This is a genomic window from Telluria sp. AZSoR62, assembly GCF_058111565.1.
Map to the genome: position 1 here is coordinate 37,377 of NZ_JBYTST010000006.1, position 19,028 is coordinate 56,404.

15 protein-coding genes and 1 tRNA gene are annotated in these 19,028 nt (G+C 66.9%); 5 read left to right on the top strand and 11 right to left on the bottom strand.

Annotated elements, in window-relative coordinates; genetic code table 11:
- Nucleotides 1-7 precede the first annotated feature (7 nt).
- The 3 genes from AC3XQU_RS11110 to AC3XQU_RS11120 all read left to right on the top strand — a co-directional run bounded on the left by AC3XQU_RS11110 (nucleotide 8) and on the right by AC3XQU_RS11120 (nucleotide 1,706).
- Nucleotides 8-83 (top strand) — tRNA-Phe (locus AC3XQU_RS11110).
- A 226-nt stretch (nucleotides 84-309) separates the two neighbouring features.
- Nucleotides 310-672 (top strand): DUF3140 domain-containing protein, encoded by a 363-nt coding sequence (locus tag AC3XQU_RS11115; RefSeq protein WP_489874227.1) that lies wholly within the window; start codon nucleotides 310-312, stop codon nucleotides 670-672.
- A gap of 497 nt (nucleotides 673-1,169) precedes the next feature.
- Nucleotides 1,170-1,706, top strand: coding sequence for an outer membrane beta-barrel protein (locus AC3XQU_RS11120; RefSeq protein ID WP_489874228.1), 537 nt, complete (start codon nucleotides 1,170-1,172; stop codon nucleotides 1,704-1,706).
- A 94-nt stretch (nucleotides 1,707-1,800) separates the two neighbouring features.
- On the opposite strand, the gene AC3XQU_RS11125 is transcribed toward AC3XQU_RS11120, so the two are convergent.
- The 3 genes from AC3XQU_RS11125 to AC3XQU_RS11135 all read right to left on the bottom strand — a co-directional run bounded on the left by AC3XQU_RS11125 (nucleotide 1,801) and on the right by AC3XQU_RS11135 (nucleotide 4,510).
- Nucleotides 1,801-2,679 (bottom strand): hypothetical protein, encoded by an 879-nt coding sequence (locus tag AC3XQU_RS11125; protein ID WP_489874229.1) that lies wholly within the window; start codon nucleotides 2,677-2,679, stop codon nucleotides 1,801-1,803.
- 59 nt (nucleotides 2,680-2,738) lie between these two features.
- On the bottom strand, nucleotides 2,739-3,326 hold the full coding sequence (locus AC3XQU_RS11130; protein ID WP_489874230.1) for a TerD family protein: 588 nt from the start codon (nucleotides 3,324-3,326) through the stop codon (nucleotides 2,739-2,741).
- A 68-nt stretch (nucleotides 3,327-3,394) separates the two neighbouring features.
- Complete coding sequence (locus AC3XQU_RS11135; protein ID WP_489874231.1) at nucleotides 3,395-4,510, bottom strand: toxic anion resistance protein; 1,116 nt, start codon at nucleotides 4,508-4,510, stop codon at nucleotides 3,395-3,397.
- 298 nt (nucleotides 4,511-4,808) lie between these two features.
- On the opposite strand from AC3XQU_RS11135, the gene AC3XQU_RS11140 reads away from it, so the two are divergent.
- Nucleotides 4,809-4,976, top strand: coding sequence for a DUF2256 domain-containing protein (locus AC3XQU_RS11140; protein WP_489874232.1), 168 nt, complete (start codon nucleotides 4,809-4,811; stop codon nucleotides 4,974-4,976).
- Between the two features lie 55 nt (nucleotides 4,977-5,031).
- Here the strand turns inward: AC3XQU_RS11140 and AC3XQU_RS11145 are convergent, their stop codons facing one another.
- From AC3XQU_RS11145 to AC3XQU_RS11170, 6 genes are all read right to left on the bottom strand, one after another.
- Nucleotides 5,032-7,956 (bottom strand): bifunctional diguanylate cyclase/phosphodiesterase, encoded by a 2,925-nt coding sequence (locus AC3XQU_RS11145; RefSeq protein ID WP_489874233.1) that lies wholly within the window; start codon nucleotides 7,954-7,956, stop codon nucleotides 5,032-5,034.
- Nucleotides 7,957-8,081: 125 nt separating this feature from the next.
- A complete protein-coding gene (locus tag AC3XQU_RS11150) occupies nucleotides 8,082-9,731 on the bottom strand; it encodes a M28 family metallopeptidase (RefSeq protein WP_489874234.1) in 1,650 nt (549 codons plus the stop codon).
- 92 nt (nucleotides 9,732-9,823) lie between these two features.
- A complete protein-coding gene (locus AC3XQU_RS11155; protein WP_489874235.1) occupies nucleotides 9,824-10,033 on the bottom strand; it encodes a hypervirulence associated TUDOR domain-containing protein in 210 nt (69 codons plus the stop codon).
- Between the two features lie 122 nt (nucleotides 10,034-10,155).
- The gene (locus AC3XQU_RS11160; RefSeq protein ID WP_489874236.1) at nucleotides 10,156-12,096 is read right to left on the bottom strand and encodes a PKD domain-containing protein; all 1,941 of its coding nucleotides are present in this window, start codon (nucleotides 12,094-12,096) and stop codon (nucleotides 10,156-10,158) included.
- A 242-nt stretch (nucleotides 12,097-12,338) separates the two neighbouring features.
- A complete protein-coding gene (locus AC3XQU_RS11165) occupies nucleotides 12,339-13,313 on the bottom strand; it encodes a MerR family transcriptional regulator (RefSeq protein ID WP_489874237.1) in 975 nt (324 codons plus the stop codon).
- Between the two features lie 172 nt (nucleotides 13,314-13,485).
- Nucleotides 13,486-14,022 carry a DUF2058 domain-containing protein gene (locus AC3XQU_RS11170; protein WP_489874433.1) on the bottom strand — a complete coding sequence of 179 codons (537 nt, stop codon included), beginning with the start codon at nucleotides 14,020-14,022 and terminating at the stop codon, nucleotides 13,486-13,488.
- Nucleotides 14,023-14,311: 289 nt separating this feature from the next.
- Here AC3XQU_RS11170 and AC3XQU_RS11175 point away from each other — a divergent pair, with 289 nt between their 5' ends.
- Nucleotides 14,312-15,217, top strand: a complete 906-nt coding sequence (locus AC3XQU_RS11175; protein WP_489874238.1) for a helix-turn-helix domain-containing protein — start codon at nucleotides 14,312-14,314, stop codon at nucleotides 15,215-15,217.
- Here the strand turns inward: AC3XQU_RS11175 and AC3XQU_RS11180 are convergent.
- On the bottom strand, nucleotides 15,204-16,517 hold the full coding sequence (locus AC3XQU_RS11180) for an MFS transporter (RefSeq protein WP_489874239.1): 1,314 nt from the start codon (nucleotides 16,515-16,517) through the stop codon (nucleotides 15,204-15,206). The two genes, AC3XQU_RS11175 and AC3XQU_RS11180, sit on opposite strands and share 14 nt — an antisense overlap.
- On the bottom strand, nucleotides 16,514-19,003 hold the full coding sequence (locus tag AC3XQU_RS11185) for a family 20 glycosylhydrolase (RefSeq protein WP_489874240.1): 2,490 nt from the start codon (nucleotides 19,001-19,003) through the stop codon (nucleotides 16,514-16,516). Before AC3XQU_RS11185 ends, AC3XQU_RS11180 begins: the two co-directional genes overlap by 4 nt.
- Nucleotides 19,004-19,028 lie beyond the last annotated feature (25 nt).

Consider the following 19,028-nt stretch of genomic DNA (forward strand, 5'->3'; position numbering starts at 1 on the left):
AGCCCTTGGCCTGGTAGCTCAGTTGGTAGAGCAGAGGATTGAAAATCCTTGTGTCGGTGGTTCGATTCCGCCCCGGGCCACCAAGAATTCAGCAGTATGTGAAAAACGCCACCTTCGGGTGGCATTTTTGTTTCTGCATGACCCTTCAAACATTGCGTCGACACAGGCATTCAGCGATTTCTGTTGCGCCAGGAAAAACAGCGTTCGTGATACTTTAAAAAGCAGGGTTGGTCTACCGGCCATCGGACGCAAGCCATGGCCACTGTCCATGCGCCGGACCTTACTATCGCAATGTTCATTGGAGTAAGCATGTCAACACAAGCAAGTACTGGTGATGAGGACGCGGCCCGGCGCGAAACGGTCGCGGAGTTCAAGCAGGCGGTGAACATGACGCCAGCCCAACTGGAGAAGTGGCTCGACACCGACGATTCCAGGCGTGTCGGCCAGAAGCACGGCAATGCCGAATCGACCGGGCACCAGTCCGGACGCCGCATCGTCGAACTATTGCACCGGCACGCCCAGGACTTGAGTGCGGAAGACGTCGCACACATGCGCAAGGTGGTCGGGTACATCCACCGGCACCTGGCACAGGGGCCTACCGGGAGCGATCCGGCATCGAGCGATTGGCGCTATTCACTGATGAACTGGGGCCACGATCCCGAGAAAAAGTGAGCCTCTTATTGAAGCCTTGCGCCGCTTTTCGCAGGCTTGCGCCGCAACGGCAAGCTAAAACGCCAACCCATGCAGGTTGGCGTTGTCGTTTCTGGAACATGGATCAGGCGCAGCGCGCCTAGATGGTGCCCTGCCTGCCTCCGGTCTTGCCGGGAATGACGACGCTCTCGAGGTCATCGTTCCCATGCTGGAACAGGGCGGGGGAAGTCTGGACAGGCGCCTTCCTGCGCTGGCATCCAGTCTGTTTGCATTGCTCGCCGAACTTCAATTCTATGTAGGCGGGACAATTTCTATAGTCATGATCAACGCAGGGCATAGTGCCTCCCAGGATGTTGATTGATTACGAGGCTCTTTCTTCTTCAGACTACGCTGCGCGCTAAAAGTTTGCCTAAAAATAGTGCACCTTTCCTACACTGCCTCCAGCACCACCGACTTGCTGTTGAGCTCATCGGAAAATACCGATTGTCTGTATCCTCCTGTCGGCCCTATTCGCAAGCATGGGCGTCGCCCAGGCACAAGCTTCAGCCCCTGCTCCGCTGCAGTGGCTCGCCGGCATCGGCATCAGCGGCGGCGGCGACGACCTCGCCACGGCCGAATACACCAACGGCAGCTCGCAGGATATCAAGGCCGGCGGCGGCGTTTACTTCACCGCCGGTGCCAACTACCGCTTCAGCCCTGCGTTCTCGGTCCAGGGTTCGCTCAACTTCCACGTCGACGACACCAATGCCGATAACGGCAGCATCAAGTTCAAGCGTTTCCCGGTCGAAGTGCTGGGCTACTACCACCTGAACGACGCATGGCGCGTCGGCGCCGGCGTGCGCTATGTCAGCGGCGCCAAGCTGAGCAGCAGCGGCGTTGCGTCCGGCCTGGAACTCAAATTCGACAACACCGTCAGCGGCGTGATCGAAGCGGAATACTTCTGGTCGCCGCAGGTGGGCGTGAAGCTGCGTTATGTGAACGAAAGCTTCGAAGCCCCGCGCTATCGCGATGTGAAGGCAAGCCACGTCGGCATCTCGGGCAACTTCTACTTCTAAGCCTTGCCAGGACCTTGCCCCAGGGCGAGGATCGACGCTCGATGCGTCGTCGCGACAACGCCAACCCTCGCCGGTTGGCGTTGTCGTTTGTGGACTAGCTGCCGCCCTGCGCCTGCGCCATCTCCAGCGCCGGCAGGGTAACCGTCAGGAAGGACGACACTTGCCCGATCAGGTCGGCGGCCTGCTGGCGCACCTGCCCCATTTGCAGGATCGACAGTTCCGCCTGGCGCACCGCCTGCTGGATCAGGGTGCGGCGCTGAGTGAGCGCATCTTCCAGCGCCGCATCCAGGGCGCCGCCGGCCAGCTTGGCCACCACGGCCAGCACGGCCCCGTGCAGGGCCAGGTTGCGCGCCGATGCTTCCAGGTTACGGGTGGCGCCTTCGCTGTCGGCCAGCAGCTGCACCAGCTGCTCGCGCGACGCCATCAACACAGGCTTGTACTGCGCGGGCGTCATCTGGCGGCGGAACAGCTTGCCGAACATGCCGGGCGCCGCCCGCGTGCTCTCCAGCGCAGCCTCCAGCTGCGCGGGCACGGCCAGCTGCGCGAATGTGAGCACCAGTTCCGTGATGGGCTGGAGCTGCGCCGCCTGCTCCATCAGCGCCCCTTCCGCCCAGTCCGTGACCAGCTTCAGGCGGACCGGCAGGATGCGGCGGAACAGGGCCGCCATGCGCTGCTCGGCGTGCTCGAACAAATCAGGGTAGTCGGCCCAGGCCAGCGCCAGGGCATCGCGCACTGCGGGATGGTCTTCGCTGTCGAACAGGGCCTTGGCCACGGCCTTCGGCATGGCGCTGGATGGCGCCGGCGCCGCGGGAAGCTCGTCAAAGGACAGCGCCCTGGGCGGGCTGGCGGGAGCCGGCGGCGCCGGCTCCTCGCCAAGGTCGAAGGCCCGCGGCACGGCCTCGAACCCGGCCTGCGCCGTGGACGGCTCCGGCTCGTCGTCGAAATCGAAGGCCTTGGGCGTCTGGTGGGTCATTGGCTAGTCGACAGCCATGCGCGCTGCAGGGGGCAAGCGGCAGGCGCGCGGGGCCGTCTTCAGACGGTGCCGCCGAGCTTGCGGATGAAAGTCGCCAGGTTCAGCTTGAAGCCTGCGCCGACGGCATGGAAGCGCCATTCGCCATCCTTGCGGTACAGCGAGCCGAACTGCAGCGCGGTCTTGTCCGAATAGTCTTCGTCGAGGTCGTATTCGGCGATCACCTCGCCGGTCTCGTCGTTGTAGACCTTGACGTAGGCGTCGGTCACGCGCCCGAACGTCTGCTTGCGCGCCTCGGCCTCGTGGATGGTGACCACGATCGGCATTTCCATGACGGCCGGGTCGACCCTGGACAGGTCGACGGTGATGACCTCGTCGTCGCCATCCTTGTCGCCTGTGCGGTTGTCGCCCGAGTGCACCACCGCGCCATCCGGCGAGGTGGTGTGGTTGTAGTAGACGAAATGGGCGTTGCTGAGCATGACCGGGTGGTCGCTCGCATCCTTCTTGCACAGGAATACCGACGAGTCGAGGTCGAAGGCCTGGCCCTCGGCCGCGTTGACCTTCCATCCGAGGCCGATCCGCACACGCTTCAAGCCCGGGGCAGATTTTTCGAGATTGATGCGATGGCCAGTTTCGAGCGTCGTCGACATGATGTTCCTTATAGTGAAAATGTTGGTTTCGCTGGAATGCCCATCGCCGGCAATGGGCGCCCTTCTGCTTACGCCCCGCCCGGCGAGAAGCGTTCGATCAGCTCGCGCTCGAGTTGCTGCAGTTTCGGCAGCTCGTCGCGGCGGCGCTGCTGGCCTTCGTTCGAGATCTGCTCGAGCTTGTCGAAGGCGGTAATGAGCTGGGTCTGGACATGCTGGGCGGTTTCCAGGCTGACCAGGGAGCGCTGCTTGGCGCGGGCCACGGTCTCGGTATTTTCCAGCAGCATGTCGGCCTGGGCGCGGAAGGCCGCGTCGGTGGCGTCGTAGGCCGCATTGGCGACCGCCGCGCTCTGCTTGGCCTCGAGCTGCAGCAGGTACAGCGAGAACACGTTGCGCCAGGCCGGGATCGACACGTTGACGATGTCGGTGAAGGTGTCGGTCAGGGCGCGTGCATTGTCCTGCGACAGGCGGATCTGCGGCACCATCTGCGTGGCCATCAGCATGGCGCGGCGCAAATCGTCGATGCGCTTTTCCAGGCGCTCGAGACGGCGCTTGAGCTCGGTAGCCTGCTGGGCCTCGAAGGCATTGGCCGGCGCAGCCTGCTGCGCCACGGCCTGCCTGAGCTGCTCGGCCCAGGCTTCGCCCTTCTTCACGTCGGCATCCAGGCCCTGGTAGTACATCTCCAGGCCCTTGTACATCTCGTCGAAATCCTGGATGCGTCCGCGGTGCACGTTGGCATGGCGCGTCATCTCCGACACCAGCGTATCCATGCGCGACTCGACTACCTGGTATTGCGACAGCATCTTTTCCTTGACCGAGCCGAACATGTTCGTCACGCGCGACAGCAGGCCGCCCGAGCGCAGCTTGGCCGGGTCCAGCCCCTTCGATGTAGCGATCAGTTCGTTCAGCTGTGTGCCGAACACATCCGCATCCGACGCGCGCACGGTGCCGAGCAGCTTGGCCGAGACCTTGGCCACGCCGGCGCCGGTGTTGCCCCCCAGGGCCTCGATGGCCTTGTCGTCGATGCCGGAGACGTCGACGCGGACCAGCGGGGCCGCGTTCGCCTCGGGACGCAGTGCAGGCAGCGCGTCGGGCATGCCGGCAGGCGTGAGCAAGGGCGCCAGTGTGGGCGCGGGCGCCGCGGGTGCTGCGTTCGCTTCTTCGTCGGAGGAGAACAGCGGTTTCATAACTTTCCTTCAGGTTGAAGTGACAACGTGAATAGCTTACCACCGGACAATGCCGCTGGGCGAGCATCGCCTTGCCGTCCTGCCTGGCCTCAACCAGCCATGCCCAGGGTGTCCGTTCAGTATAACCAATCTGCGCACCGCCATTTCTCACCAATCGACACGCCTTCGGCCTGGCCTGGCCGGCAACGGCCACGGCCTCGGCCGCCAGGGGTGGGCAGCCGATCGCGCGATCCGGTAGGCTGTTGTTTCGATAGTAAAACCTGCCGGCGCCCTGCCGCACACATGGATCCTTATGAAAATGCGCAAGAAATCCGAGCTGCCAGCCAAGCTCTGCGCCCATTGCGGTCTTCCTTTCAGCTGGCGCAAGAAATGGGAGCGCGACTGGGAGCAGGTCAAGTATTGCTCCGACCGCTGCCGGCGTGCCACGCGGCCGGCCACCGCCGATACGCCGCAACGCCCTGCTTGACGCGCCGCCTGCACGCTTCTTTTCACAAGGTCACCTCCACGGCGGCCTTGCCGCTTCACCCGGTCAGGCGTACCTCGATGCGTTCGATGACCTGCTGTACGTCGGCAGGCGGCACTGGCGGGCTGAAGAAATATCCCTGGCCGACATGGCAGCCATGGGCCAGCAGCCAGTTCATCTGCTCGCGGGTCTCCACCCCTTCGGCCACCACCGTCATCTTCAGCGCGATGCCCATGGCGACGATCGCCTGGGTGAGTTTTTCGGCGTTCGGGTCCTGCAGCATGGTGCGGGTAAAGGACTGGTCGATCTTCAGGCATTGCAGCGGCAACTGGCGCAGGTAGCTCAAGGAAGAAAAGCCGGTGCCGAAGTCGTCCAGCGCCGTGGCGATGCCGCTCTCGTTGAGCGAACGCAGCACGTCCTGGGTTTCGACCAGCTCGCGCATGAAGCACGACTCGGTCACCTCGATTTCCAGGTCGGTGGGCGGCACCTGGTATTCCTCCAGCAAACCGGTCAGGTAGCCGACCAGGTTGGGCGAGTGGATGTCCGCGATCGACAGGTTGATGGAAATGGGCAGCTTCATCTGTCCCTGGGTACGCCAGCGGGCCTGTTCCGCGATCGCGCTGCGCATGACCCAGCGGTCGATGCGGATGATCTGGTCGCTGTGCTCGGCGATCGGGATGAAGGCGGCGGGGCTGTTCTGGCCGCGGGTGGGATGGTTCCAGCGCACCAGCGCTTCCAGGCCGACCACCTTGCGGCTGATGAGGTCGACCTTGGGCTGGAACACCAGCGACAGCTGGTTGCGCTCGACCGCCTCGTCCAGGTCGCGCTCGAGCAGGTAATGCTCGAGCTGGTCGGCCGCCATCGCCAGCTCGAACACCACGCTGCGGCTGCGTCCTTCCGATTTGGCCTGGTACAGCGCCAGGTCGGCGTGCCGCAGCAATTCGCTCACCGTGCGCCCATGCGCCGGCGGGATCGCGATGCCGACCGAAATCCCCAGCCGGAATTGTTGTCCCTTGATGTAGAACGGGGCGGCCATGGCCTGGTGCAGGCGCTCGGCAAAGGTCAGGGCGGTGGCCGCGGTCGGGTGCGGGATTTGCAAGAGCAGCATGAACTCGTCGCCGCCCAGGCGCGCCAGCAGGTCGAACTCCCGCATCACGGCCTTCAGCCGCAGGCTCAGCTGCTGCAGCACCAGGTCCCCGGTTTCGTGGCCATAGGTGTCGTTGATCTTCTTGAAGTGGTCCAGGTCGAGCAGCATCAGGGCCGTGTTGTACTGGCCGTCCTCGAGACGGTGCGACACCTCGTCTTCCATGGCGCGGCGGTTGTACAGCCCGGTGAGATGGTCGTGGTGGGCGCGCCAGTGCAGGGTTTCCTGCATCTTGCGGTTCATCTGCAGCTTGTTGACTTCGCTCAGGATGCGCAGCAGGTTCTGCAGCGCGTCGGCATCGACCTGCAGCCACGGGTCCGAATGACCCCGCACGGATTGTTGCCATTCGGCAAACGAACGGCGCGGCTCGAGGCGGATGCGGCCATTGGGCAGCGCCCGCACATCCTTGACGGGCTCGCCGCCCCAGCGCACTTCGCGCACCACTTCGCGGCGCGTCAGGAAGCAGAAGATGACGTCCTCGTCGCGCCGTTGCGCCAGCAACAGGCCGGCCGCCTCCGGCAGGAACACCAGGGCATTGCGGCTGGACGTGAGCAGGTTGTCCCACATCCGCACTTCGGGGCTGCTGCTTTGCAAGTCGACCCGCGCCCCGACTTCGTCGAGGATCTGGTGGGTCGACCCCTGGCGCCGGCCTGCCCCGCCGATGCAGGCGAGCGTACCGATCTGCACGCCGAAATTGCTGGCATTGAAAGCCTGCAGCAGCTTGGGCAGCCACAGCTCCAGGATGACCGGAATATCGCCGTCGTGGATCAGGGCCTGGTGAAACTGGTTCAGCAGGCCGTCGAGGGCCAGGCGGTGGCGCACCGCCTCCAGGTGCGACAAGGCCTCGATCCGCATGTTGGCGATTTCCGCCAGCAGCTCGGCGATCTGGCGCATGCCTTCCCGGATCTGGTACGGCGGCGTCCTGGGGCGGTGGTGGTGGCAGGCGATCAGTCCCCACAGCTTGCCGTCGCAGACGATGGACAGGGTCATGGTCGCGCGCACGCCCATGTTGCGCAGGTAGGACAGGTGCACCGGCGACAGGCCGCGCAGCATGCAGTGGCTCTGGTCGAGCGCCTCGCCGTTGGGAAGCAGCCTGGGCACCAGCGCATCCATCGAGGCTTCGACATCGGCCAGCACGCGCAGTTTGTTGGTCAGGTAGAGCGTGCGTGCCTGGCTGGGGATGTCGGAGGCGGGAAAGCGCAGGCCCAGGTATTTTTGCTGGTACTCGCTGGAGGTGTGCTCGGCCACGACTTCCCCGCAGCCATCGGGCATGAAACGGTAGAGCATGACGCGGTCGAAGGCGCTCACTTGCTGGACCACCTTCACGCACACGCGGAAGAAGGCGTCGAGCCCCTCGGCGCGGCGCAGGCGGGCAATGACGTCGGCAAAATCGGCGAAGATCTGGTGTTGCCGCCCCGGTTCATCCGGGCAGGCATTCACGGGCAACCATTCGATCACCGCCATTGCCCCGGACCGGTGGCCCAGGCACTCCCATTCGAGGCTGGCAGGATGGGCCTGCGCGCTTGTATGCTCGAAGCGGGGCCGCCAGGGCAAGGCAACCGGATGCGACGGCGGCAGGCTGTCGAGGTCGAAGGGATCGGCGGCGTCGGCGGAAGCGACGAGCTCACTGAGCGGCCTGGAGAGGAGCGCGGTGGCGTCGTGCAAGCCCGGCCAGTGGCGCACGACCCCGGCCGAGACCTGGACGGTGCAGCCGCTGGCGATGTCCACGACCATGAGGAAACCGTAGGCCTGGACCGTGCCCAGGAGGTGGATGGCCTCCTGGGCACAGGATTTCTCCAGTTCTGCAGGGATGGTGTCGTCATGCACACCCGGGCTCATGCTCTCCAACCTTTTCCAGATTGCGGACAACGGAAAGTGAGACATGCGCCATGGCCGTTGGTTCCGCCCCCGGGCAGGCAGTGCCCGGGAGCGGATCGCATGTGCCGCCGAGAGGCGGCGCCGGGTTAGTTGCGCTCGGCTGCCGACTTGTCGCGCGCCGCGCGGAACTCGGAATCGACCGACCAGTTCGGCCAGGTCTTGCCATTGGCCAGGTCCAGGCCCAGCGAGTACAGCAGCCCGAGGTCGCGCGCCATGCCGGTGAAGGTCCAGCTCGGGTCGAATTCATCGGCCGGCTGGTGGTAGGCCTTGGCCGTATAGTCGTCCTCGGCGGCCTGGCCGGCCTTGTCTCCGCCATCGATCCAGTTCTTGCCGGAGCCGAAGGAAATGGCCGGCACACCGCGTTTTGCGAATGGGAAGTGGTCGGAGCGGAAGAAATAACCCGCTTCCGGCTTCGGATCCGGCGAGTAGCTGATGTCCGCCGCCTTGGCCTTGGCGACCAGCTGGTCGAGCAGGTCCAGCTTGGCATTGCCCGAGATATTGAAGTCGCGCGAAGGACCACGCGGGTTCAGCGCATCCATGTTGATCAGGGCGACCGTCGTGGCCAGCGGATAGACCGGATTGGACGCGTAGTATTCGGAACCGAGCAGGCCCTTTTCTTCGGCTGTCAAGGCCAGGAACACGACGCTGCGCTGCGGCGCCGGCGCCTTGCCGTAGGCGCGCGCCAGTTCCAGCAAGGCGGCGATGCCGGTCGCATTGTCGACCGCGCCGTTGTAGATCTTGTCGCCCTTCGCATCGGGCTGGCCCACGCCCAGGTGATCCCAATGGCCGCTATAGATCACGACTTGCTTCGGTAACTTGCTGCCTTCGCGGATTGCCACCACGTTCTTCGATTTGATCACCTGCGCATCGACCGCGTAGTTGGCCGACAGGGTCACGCCCTTGAGCTCGACCGGCTTGAAGGTGCGTGCCTGCGCCTGCTTTTTCAGGGCCTCGAAGTCCAGGCCGGCTGCCTTGAACATGTTGGCAGCCAGGTCGCGCTGGATCCAGGCTTCCATCGGGGCATGCGCCTTGCGCGGCTCCTTGCGCACGATGTCGTACATCGTGTTGGTGTTCGAGTTCTTCACCGTCGGCCAGCCATAGGATGCCGGGGCGGTCTCGTGCACGATGATCGTGCCCAGTGCGCCGCGGCGCGCCATTTCCTCGAATTTATACGTCCAGCGGCCGTAGTAGGTCATTGCCTTGCCGCCGAACTCGCCCTGGCCCGTCTCGAAGTCCGGGTCGTTGATCAAGACCACTGCGAGCTTACCCTTCAGGTCCATGCCCTTGAAATCGTCCCACTTGCGCTCGGGGGCGGTGACGCCATAGCCCACGAACACCAGGGGGGCCTTCTTGAAGTCGACCTGCTTCGCGCCGCTCATCGATGCGCGCACTGCCATGTCCTCGCCCTGCACCAGCTGGCGGCTGCCCTTGGCGTCGACCAGGGTCAGCTGGACCGGACCCTTGATCTCGAAACGGCCGAGCGGCACGTCCTGGGTCCAGCTGCGCTTGCCCCCTTGCAGGTCGCCGCCGGGCTGCAAGCCGGCCGCCCTGAATTGCTCGACCAGGTAATCGACGGTCTTGGTCTCGCCGGGGGTGTTCGGGCCGCGGCCTTCGAACGCGTCCGACGACAGGACCTTGACGTCCCGCGCCAGGCGCTGTGGATCGATGACCGGGGTTTCAGCAGCCTGGGCGCATGCGCCCACCAGGCCCAACAGCACGAAGCTAAGGTGTTTCAATCTGGCTCTCCATCGTGTGAACATAGCAAGAAGGCCACATTATCACAGGCGCCGCCGGAAACGGGCGGCGTCCCGCGCCTGCCTTCCGGGGTTCACACCTTCTTGAGCGCATCCGCCTTGTGCGCCGCTTCGGCGCCGGTCTTGTCGCTCACGACCAGGTATTCCGGATGGTCGGGCGAGGCCGCGACGTGGTGCCCCTTGATGTCGGTGGGCGAAGTCAGCTTCTTCTTGATGGTGCCGTGCACGGTGCCCTGGGATGATTGCCAAGTCACCTTGTCGCCAGCCTTGAATGCGTTCGTCATGATGTCCTCCGAAATGAGCGGCCTGTCTGCTCTCCCCCCAGGAAGAGCCGGCCAGGCTGTCATTTGACCATACATCGCCAAGGCGTCCTGCACGCTATGGCGCCGCGCCATCGGGCCGGCAGCTAGTCGAGCACGATGCTGCCGCTGCGCAGCCGGCTGCTTCGCGCGGCAGTGGGCGCACGCCCATTGTCGTAGTCGACTACGTCTGCCTTGCTGGCCGGATCGGTATGCCAGATCCTGAGCCCGAACCGCCCTGCCGCGCCCGCGGCGCCGGGATCCGTCGCCAGCCTGAACCGGTAGCCGTCCTTGCCCTGGAGCCTGCCGCTGCCCTCGAACACGTGCTGCGTCCCCTGCCGTCCCAGCAACCGGATGCTGTCGCTGCGGAAGTTCCAGCCCGGCAGGTCGAACTGCAGCCGGGCCGGCAGGCCGGCATTGGCGGCCGAGGGCGCGACCAGGCTGAACGCCGCTGGCCCCGCATGCGAGGGCTGGCGCCGGAGCGCGCCGGGCGGCGACATGATGGCGCCGCTTCCCGCCACCATGCTGCCGGACGGCCCCGCCACCGCGACGTTGCGGCTCACGGTCGTGCTGCGGCCCCTGCCGTCGGTCACGGTGGCGGCGACCCGGTAGATGCCGGGAGCGGCAAAACTGTGGCCGGCGCTGGCGCTGCCGGCGCCATTGGCCTCGGCCACCCGGCCCGCCTGGGCGCCGCTGCCGTCGCCCCAGGACCAGCTGACGCTGCGCGTGCCGGCCCGGTCTTCGTCGACGAAGGCCAGGGTTGCCTGCAAGGCCACGCCGGCCCTGGCCACGGCCGGCAGCACGATGGGACCGGCCACGGGGCCGCCGGCCAGCTCGCTCTTGCTGGCCATGACCGGCTTGAGCAGCACCAGGCCCGCATTCGAGCTCGCCACGATGGCGCCGCTGTCGTTGATGGCGATGGCGTTGTCCAGCACCAGTCCGGCCGGCGCCTTGCGCAGGCGCTTGTTGAGGTCGACCATGCCGCCCTGCGCGGTCCAGGCGAAGGCGCGCGCTTCGCCGGCCCGGTTTTCGGCCAGGCCGACGATCTGGCCGAGGCCGTTGATGCCGAGCGCAAAGGAGGTAGCGCCGCCCAGCGTGCCCAGGTTGCGCATGCTGGTGGCGCGGGTCCAGGACATGGCGCGCTGGGTGCCGTCGGGCAGGTTGATGATGCCTGCGATGTGCAGGCCGGGACTCATCGCGCTGACGAAGGATTCGGTGCCGCCGGCCGTCCCCAGGTCTTTCATCGAGCCGCCCGGCGTCCACAGGAAGGCATGGTAGAGGAAGCTGGTGTCGAGGATCACGTTGCCGGCCACGTGCCCGCCGGCGCCGACGGCCACGCCGATGGAGTCGAGGCCGCCCAGGGTGTCGATATCGAGCAGGCCGCCGCCGCGCGTCCAGGCAAAGGCATGCCCGCTCATGCTGGCGCTGGTGGAGCTGCCGGTGATCAGGCCGGCATCGTTGAGCGCCGTGCCCGAGGAAAAGCTTCCGGAGCCAGGCGTGAGGGCCCCGAGGTCTTCCATGCCGCCGGCCGCGCTCCAGCGGAAGGCGCGCGGCGGGAAGGACGGCACCGCGTCGGAAGTGCCGGTGACCACGCCCTGCCGGTTGATCGCGGCGGCGCGCGCAAAGCTCGCCTGCGGCAGCACGCCGATGTCGCGCATGCCGCCGCCGGCCGTCCAGACGAAGGCGTGCTCGTTGCCGTTCGCCAGCATGGAGCCGCCGGTGACCTGTCCTGCATTGTTCAGGTCGACCGCCAGGGTCTCGGCGCCGCCCAGGGTGCCGATGTCCTGCACCGCATGGCCGTTATAGAAATAGCCGCGCGAGCCGGCGCCCGGGTTCAGCGAGAACGACACCTGGCCCATGGCGTTGATCTTCGGTAATGCGCTGAGCGGATCGGCGCCGAGGTTGACGACGCGATAGGCCGTGGGCAGCGCTGCAGCAGCCTGCTGGGCGCGCGCCGCGCCGGCCACCGCCAGCACGAGGACCAGCAGCAGGAGGGATAGCCAGGCTGCACCGCTGCTTTGTAAAAGGTTTCGAGGAAGTCGTCGCATGATTTCTCTACCGGTCGGGATTGAAGAAGCGGCCTCGGCGCCACAGCGCAGGTGGCGACGGCAAGCCGACCAACGATCATGCGCCGCATCGGCGCCGCGCGGTAGGGGTCATGCACGCCAAAGCAGGCGCGCGTGGCCTAAATCAAACGACTTTTTGGCTCTATTCCCGCTAGGTTATTGCACAGGCAAAAAAAAGGCCTGGCGTCAGCCAGGCCCATCAGCGTTACCTTCAGGCAGCGTGCTTACGCCGCCTTGCCCGGCAGCGGCAAGCCTTCGGCCAGCGCCAGCCTTTCCATCGCACCTTCCAGCACCATGCGCGCCCGGGCCGCGGCCAGCCCCAGCTCGTGGTGCAGGCGCGCGTCTTCCTGGTTGCGCGAAGCGCATTGGGCGCTGTAGCGCTCGAAGCTGCCGACCATCATCAGGATGTCCGACAGGTGGCGCGGGCATTCGCAGGACAGGCGGTTGCCGGCGGCAATAATAGTCGCCAGCATCTCGTCGTCGAAGCGGCGCGGCGCGATCTGCTCGCTTGCCTGCTCGGGCGCCGGCAAGCCCTGCCCGGCCAGGGCCGAGCGGCACAGCAGCACCAGTTCGCCGATCTCGGCCGGCACGCGCGCCACCAGGCAACCCTGCTCGCGCAGGGCGCGGATGGTAGCGCTGCCGCAGAAGCGGTACAGCACCACCACGGCCGTGGCCCGCGTGATGTCGCGCGCCGCCGCGATTTGCGGCACCGTCTCGTCGTTCAGCTCGGACGCCTCGATCAGCAGCACGTCCAGGCCCAGGCCGTCGGCAACCGCCGCCACCCCTTCTAGGCGGGCGCAGTGGCGCTGCACCTGGAGCGCGCGGCCGTCACGGCCGCTGGCCGCGATGCGGCGCACCAGGCTGTCGCCGACCACCAGGGTACGCATCGGCCCGCTGACGTCCGCCGCGCGCGACGCGTCCGGCGCGATCATTTCCTCGAGCCGTTCGACCGGCAGCTCGGTCAGCACGCCGATCGGATGGCCGAGGTCGACCAGCTGCTTGAGCAGGCCCAGGCGGCGCACCTGCTCGGCCGTATAGAGCCGTTGCCCGTGCGGCGAACGCTGGGTATCGGACAACGCATAACGCCGCTCCCACACCCGCAAGGTTTCCACCGGCAAGCCGGCCAGCCGCGCCGCCACGCCGCTACGGTAGGTTACCTGCCGCTGCCCGTCCTGCTTCTCATCCGTTTTTTCGATCATCTGACCCGCCGTTGAACCTGTATTTTAAATATATGTCCCGCGACAAACCCGAGACATACAGAGTGTAGCGCAAAAATATGCCGAATATGAGTACAAATGCCATTTGTGCGCTGCATTCAGGCAAGAAAAAGCCACCCGGAGGTGGCGGCGCAGATGGCAAGGCTGGCCCGGATTACCAAGTGAAGTCGTCCGGAATCTGGTAATCGGCATACGGATCGTCCGCGTCGACCTCGTTGACTGCCTGCTTCACCTGGATCACGATGGCCGGATCGCGCTCGGCGATCTTGGCGGCAATGACCTTCGGCACCAGCTCATAGGTCCCGTTCAGGAACACGATCGCCAGGCGCCCGGCCACCAGGTGTTTCTGCACGGCGGCCGAGACGTGGATGCGCTCGATCTTGGTGCCGTGGGTGAAGTTGTAGGCGATGTCGCCGGCGCCGCGCGGCTGGCGGTTGGTGTGCACCAGCTGGGCAATCTGCGCCGCCACGGCTTTCTGCTGGGCCGCCGCGTCGCGCTGGGCATTGAGCTCGCGCGCCCGCTCGGCATTCTTGCGCTGCAGCTCGAGCGCGGCCTCGCGCGATTCGTTGACCGACTCGGTACCGGTACGGCGCTCGATCTTTTTCTGCTTGGTCTTGTCCTGCGTGACCTTCTGGACCTTCTTCTTGTCTACCAGACCTGCTTTGAGCAACTGCTCCGCCAGCGACACCATGTTCTTGCTCCTTCGAATGCCGGCCAGCACCCTGCCGGCCGCCGTCAAGCCGCTAGCATAGCAAACCATTGCCAGGCTGCGGCTATCCTTCCCGGCGAGAGCCCATGCCGGGCAGCCGGAGCAGGCATGCGACCGGCAAGGGCCTTGTGGTGCAATCGCCTCAACTATTTCGCCACGACATCGTATTTGCCGCATAATCCCTGTAACTACAGCAACCTTCTCCTGCGATGCCTTGCCGCTTTGCGCCACGCCTGCTATTCGCTTTCGCCGCCATTGCGGGCGCGACCCCATGACTACCAAGGCGCCGTCGCGCGTGTCGCGCCTGTACGAAGTCATGGACCTGATGCTCGACTCGGTTGGCGAACCGCTGGCGCTCGATGGCCTGGCCGCATCGGCCAGCTACTCCAGCTTCCACTTCGACCGCATCTTCCGCGAGCTGACCGGCTTTTCGGCCGTCGAATACCAGCGCAAGCGGCGCCTGCGCCGCGCCGCGCACCAGCTGCGCCATGAGCCGGACGTGCCGGTCGGGCGCATCGCCCAGGATTGCGGCTTTCCGTCCAATGCGGCCTTCGCCAAGGCCTTCAAGCAGCAGTTCGCGATGTCCGCCAAGGCCTGGCGCGAAGGCGGCTGGCGCGCCTACATGGACCAGCAGGTCGGGCGCGAGAGCGACGTCAGTTTCTTTGTCGCGGAGCCGGGCAACCTCGACGTGATCCTGGCGCCGTATTGCGCGCCCGAGCCGGGCACGGTGGCCGCGCGCATCGAGGTGCGCACGCTGCCGGCGGTGACGCTGCGCTACCAGCGCTTCTTCGGCCAGTCCGGGGCGGCGCTGTCGATCGCCTGCCATGGCTTCATCTGCGAGGCCGAGCGCCGGCACGGCATCGCGCCCGGCGCCCCCTGGTATGGGGTGTTCGACGAAGACCCGGGCTTTACCGGCGAAGACGAATACTGCTACGACTTCGGCCACGCGGGCGCGGCCGCCGATGCGGGCCTGGGCATGCGCGTGCTGCCGGCCGGGGCCTACGCCTGCCTGGATTTCCGCCACGAGTGGCCGCGCTTCCGGTCGATGTATGAAGATTGGCTCGACCGCCAGGCGGCCTGGCGCCTGGACAGCACGCGCCCGCACATCCAGAAGGTCGAGCGCGACGGCGCCGGCCAGTGGCGCGGCTACCTGGCCCTGCCGGTCAAGAAGCGCTGACTTCTTTCTCTCCGCCGGTTTCGAGCCGCATGAAACGGCTCAGCACCAGCACCGGCAGTGCGCAGGCCAGCACCCACAGGAAGAAATCGCGGTAGCCAAGCCAGCGCTGGATGTCGCCGCTCACCATCTTGGACAGCACGAAGCCGAGCTGCATGAAACCGGTGCCCAGCGCATAGTGGGCCGTCTGGTAAGGGCCGCTGGCCACCACCTGCATAATGAACAGGATCACCCCGACGAAGCCGAAACCGTAGCCGAACATCTCCAGTCCCAGCGCGGCGGCGATGACGCCGAGCGACTCCGGCTGGGCCGTGCCCAGGTACCAGAACACGGCATTGGGCAGGTTCATCGCCACGATCAGCCAGGGCATCGCGCGCCGCAAGCCCAGGTAGGCGGTGAAATAGCCGCCCGCGATGCTGCCGGCCAGGAAGGCCACCGTGCCGGCGGTGCCATACACGGCGCCCACTTGCGCCGTCGTCAAGCCCAGGCCCCCCAGGGCGCGCGCGTCGCGCAGGAACAGCGGGCCGATGGTCTGGATCTGCCCTTCCCCGGCGCGGAACAAAATGATGAACAGGATCGCCATCCAGATGCCCGGCTTGGCGAAGAAGGCGCGGATCACGTCCAGCAGCGTGGCGGCCGCGCCGCGCGCACCGCCGCCGGGGCGCGCCACCGGCGCCGCCGCGGGCAAGGCCCACAGGTGGTACAGGCCCAGGCCCGCCATGAGTGCGCCGAGCAGGCCGAACACCACCGCCCATGCCTGGGCGGGCCCCATGTGCTGCTCCAGGTGCCCGGCCAGCATCACCAGGGCGCCCAGCGACAGGAATTTGGCGGCATTGAAAAACGCGCCCTGCCAGCCGGCGTAGGCAGCCTGCTGGCGCCCGTCCAGGCTGGCGATATAGATGCCGTCGGCCGCGATGTCGTGCGTGGCCGAGGCGATGGCCACCACCGCGAACAGCGCGATCGCCAGGCCGAACCAGCCGGGCAGCTGTAGCGCCAGCGCCACCGCGGCCAAGGCCAGGCCCCCGGCCAGCTGGAAAGTCACCACCACCCCGCGCTTGCTGCGCGCCAGCTCCAGGAAAGGGCTCCACAGCGCCTTGAAAACCCAGGCCAGCCCGAGCACGCCGGTCCAGCGCGCGATCTGGTCGTTGGGCACGCCCATCGACTTGAACATCAGGCCCGCCACCAGGGCCACCGCGTAGAAGGGCAATCCCTGCGCCAGGTACAGGGTCGGCACCCAGGCCAGCGGGTGGCGCTTGCGCGCAGGTTGATGCGAGGCGGCGGGGAGTTCGTGCATGGCGGTCATGGCGACTCCACGGTCGGGGCCAGGTTGAGGGTGACGATGCGGCTGCCACGGCCGCGGGTGTCGAAGCTGGCCAGTTTCACCTGCGCCGCGCCGAACACCGGCACCGGCGCATCGTAACGCAAGCCGCGCACACAGGGGTCGCTGCCGTCGACAGTGTAATGCAGCGCCAGCCCCGGCAAGGCGACATTCGCATGCAGCACGCCGCCGCGCACCACCGCGCCCGGCGGCGGCAGCCGGTAGTCCCAGGGCTGGCGCGCGCGGTCCAGGCGCGGGAGCTCGCGCTGGCCGAGGCGGTTGGCGAATTCGTTCCAGTCGCGCAGCGCCAGGGCCGCGCGCCGGTCCGGCTCGCGGATGTCCTGCCAGGCCGGGTCCTGGGTCCAGGCCCGCTCGGCCAGGCCGATCAGGCGCGGCAGCGCCAGGTAGTCGAGCCGCGCGCGGGTGCGCACGTTCTCGCCCCACAGCTGGCCCTGCAGGCCCTTGATGCGGCGCCGGCCTGCCGCGTCGAGCGGCTGCAGCGCGGCGAGCATGCGAGGGTCGAGCGCCCTGCCCATCGCATCGGTGCCCGCCATCGCCCCTGCGTCAAACGGGCAAAAGCCGAAGGCGTCGCGGGTGTCGACGAAGCCGGCCCAGTAATAGCCCGGCTCCTGCGGATGCTTGGCATGGGCCAGGTCGAAGTACAGGTTGGCGGCATTGGCCAGCACCACCTCGTAGCCGGCATTGGCCAGCCGGTGCGCGCAATCTTCCTGGCCGGCGCCCCAGGCATTGTTCCAGACATAGACCTGCAGGCCGGCGCCGGCAAAGCGCGGGTTGGGCAGCATGCGGCCGTCCTGGTGCACCAGCGCGGTCTCGTCCCAGCCGGCGAAGGCCACGCCATGGCGCGCCAGGATCGCGCGGCAGCGTTCGGTGAAATCGTCGTGCAGCTGCTGCACCCCGGTCCAGCCGTGTTCCCGCATGCGCGCTCGGCAGCGCGGGGAGCCGAGCCAGGCGCCCTTCGGCACTTCGTCGCCGCCGGTATGGATGGTGCGCAGCGGCACCCCGGCTTCGCGAAACAGCAGGCAGACCTCTCCCACCACGGTCTCGATGAAGCGGTCGACCGAGGGCAGCGCAATGCAGATCACGTTGTCGTGCCAGAGCTGCACCGATTCGTAGACCGACGCGTCGTCCGGGTCGTGCAACAGGAAGCGTTCAGCCGCTTCGGGCTCGCCGGCGGCCAGCAGGCGCAGGTAGCGTTCGCGCATCGCCACCACCGCGGCGCGCGCATGGCCAGGCATGTTGAACTCGGGGATGACCTCGATGTGGCGCGCGTGCGCGTGGCGCAGGATGGCGACGAAGTCCGACGCCGTGTAGAAGCCGCTGCCCCCGGCGCCGTCGATGTCGGCCCCGGAGCCGAAGGACGGCGGCAGGCAGGGCCGGCCGGGCGCCACGCCGCGCAGCGCGCCGATGGCGGTGAGTTCGGGCAGCGCGCCGATCGCCAGGCGCCAGCCCTCGTCGTCGGTCAGGTGGAAGTGGAAGCGGTTCAGCTTGTAGCTGGCCATGCAGTCGAGCAGGCGCAGCACCGTCGTCACGTCGGCGAAGTGGCGCGCGACGTCGAGCATGAAGCCGCGGTAGCCGAAGCGGGGGGCGTCCAGCACGCGCCCGGTCGGCAGTTCGCCACCCTGGCCCAGCAGCTGGCCCAGGCTCTGGATGGCGTTGAACACGCCATGCGGGCTGGCGCCGCGGATGCGCACCCTGCCCGGCTCGATATCGAGAAGATAGGCTTCGGGCGCGTCGCCATCCAGGCCCTCGATGGCGCCGACTTCCAGCAAGACGTCGGCCGAGCCGCCCGGCACCAGTCCGGGCAGGCTGCCCAGCATCGAGGCCAGCAGCGACGCTTCGTTCCACAGCGCGCCGTCGTAGCTCAGCGGCGCGTGGCGCGACAGCAGGCAGCGGCGACCGTCGAACTGGGCCGACAAGGGTCGCGGCGTGATGCGCCCTACCCCTGCCTCGGGCAGACGGTACAGGGCGGCATTCTGCTCGAAGCGCCACGGTGCGTCGGCGGTCGGCAACAGGTCGCCGCGCATCCGGTGGCGCTGCTCCGGCCGCACGAAGGGCGCGATCTCCGGGTCGCCCAGGTCCAGCGGCGCGCCGCCGTCGCCCGGCAGCAGGTAAAAGCCGAGGGGTGCGTCGGTGAAGCTGATGGCCCAGTGCAGCGCCTCGTATTCCACGACCAAGCTGTCGCCCGGCATCCAGGCGCCGGCGCCGGGCATGCTCAGGCAGAACAGGTCGCCGTTGACGTGGACGATCGCATGGCCGGCGCTCACGCTCTCCGGCAGCACCTTGCGGCAGGTATTGAAGCACAGCCGCCAGCCGGGCGCGATCGGCGCGCCGGTATCGTTGCGCAGCGCCAGGCGCGCGGTGAACGCGTCGTCGCGCGTGAAGTTGCTCAGGCATTCCCAGGCGATGGCGATCGCCGGGCCGCCTGCCGGCAGGTCCGTAGTCGGGATCATGATGGGTCTTGTGCAGCCGGCGGGC

Excerpts from the sequence above, each read along its gene's own strand:
- AC3XQU_RS11115 (WP_489874227.1), top strand. The coding sequence starts at position 310 with ATGTCAACACAAGCAAGTACTGGTGATGAGGACGCGGCCCGGCGCGAA.
- AC3XQU_RS11180 (WP_489874239.1), bottom strand. The coding sequence starts at position 16,517 with ATGACCGCCATGCACGAACTCCCCGCCGCCTCGCATCAACCTGCGCGC.
- AC3XQU_RS11185 (WP_489874240.1), bottom strand. The coding sequence starts at position 19,003 with ATGATCCCGACTACGGACCTGCCGGCAGGCGGCCCGGCGATCGCCATC.
- AC3XQU_RS11160 (WP_489874236.1), bottom strand. The coding sequence starts at position 12,096 with ATGCGACGACTTCCTCGAAACCTTTTACAAAGCAGCGGTGCAGCCTGG.
- AC3XQU_RS11165 (WP_489874237.1), bottom strand. The coding sequence starts at position 13,313 with ATGATCGAAAAAACGGATGAGAAGCAGGACGGGCAGCGGCAGGTAACC.
- AC3XQU_RS11140 (WP_489874232.1), top strand. The coding sequence starts at position 4,809 with ATGCGCAAGAAATCCGAGCTGCCAGCCAAGCTCTGCGCCCATTGCGGT.
- AC3XQU_RS11125 (WP_489874229.1), bottom strand. The coding sequence starts at position 2,679 with ATGACCCACCAGACGCCCAAGGCCTTCGATTTCGACGACGAGCCGGAG.
- AC3XQU_RS11135 (WP_489874231.1), bottom strand. The coding sequence starts at position 4,510 with ATGAAACCGCTGTTCTCCTCCGACGAAGAAGCGAACGCAGCACCCGCG.
- AC3XQU_RS11120 (WP_489874228.1), top strand. The coding sequence starts at position 1,170 with ATGGGCGTCGCCCAGGCACAAGCTTCAGCCCCTGCTCCGCTGCAGTGG.
- AC3XQU_RS11130 (WP_489874230.1), bottom strand. The coding sequence starts at position 3,326 with ATGTCGACGACGCTCGAAACTGGCCATCGCATCAATCTCGAAAAATCT.
- AC3XQU_RS11145 (WP_489874233.1), bottom strand. The coding sequence starts at position 7,956 with ATGAGCCCGGGTGTGCATGACGACACCATCCCTGCAGAACTGGAGAAA.
- AC3XQU_RS11175 (WP_489874238.1), top strand. The coding sequence starts at position 14,312 with ATGACTACCAAGGCGCCGTCGCGCGTGTCGCGCCTGTACGAAGTCATG.
- AC3XQU_RS11155 (WP_489874235.1), bottom strand. The coding sequence starts at position 10,033 with ATGACGAACGCATTCAAGGCTGGCGACAAGGTGACTTGGCAATCATCC.
- AC3XQU_RS11170 (WP_489874433.1), bottom strand. The coding sequence starts at position 14,022 with ATGGTGTCGCTGGCGGAGCAGTTGCTCAAAGCAGGTCTGGTAGACAAG.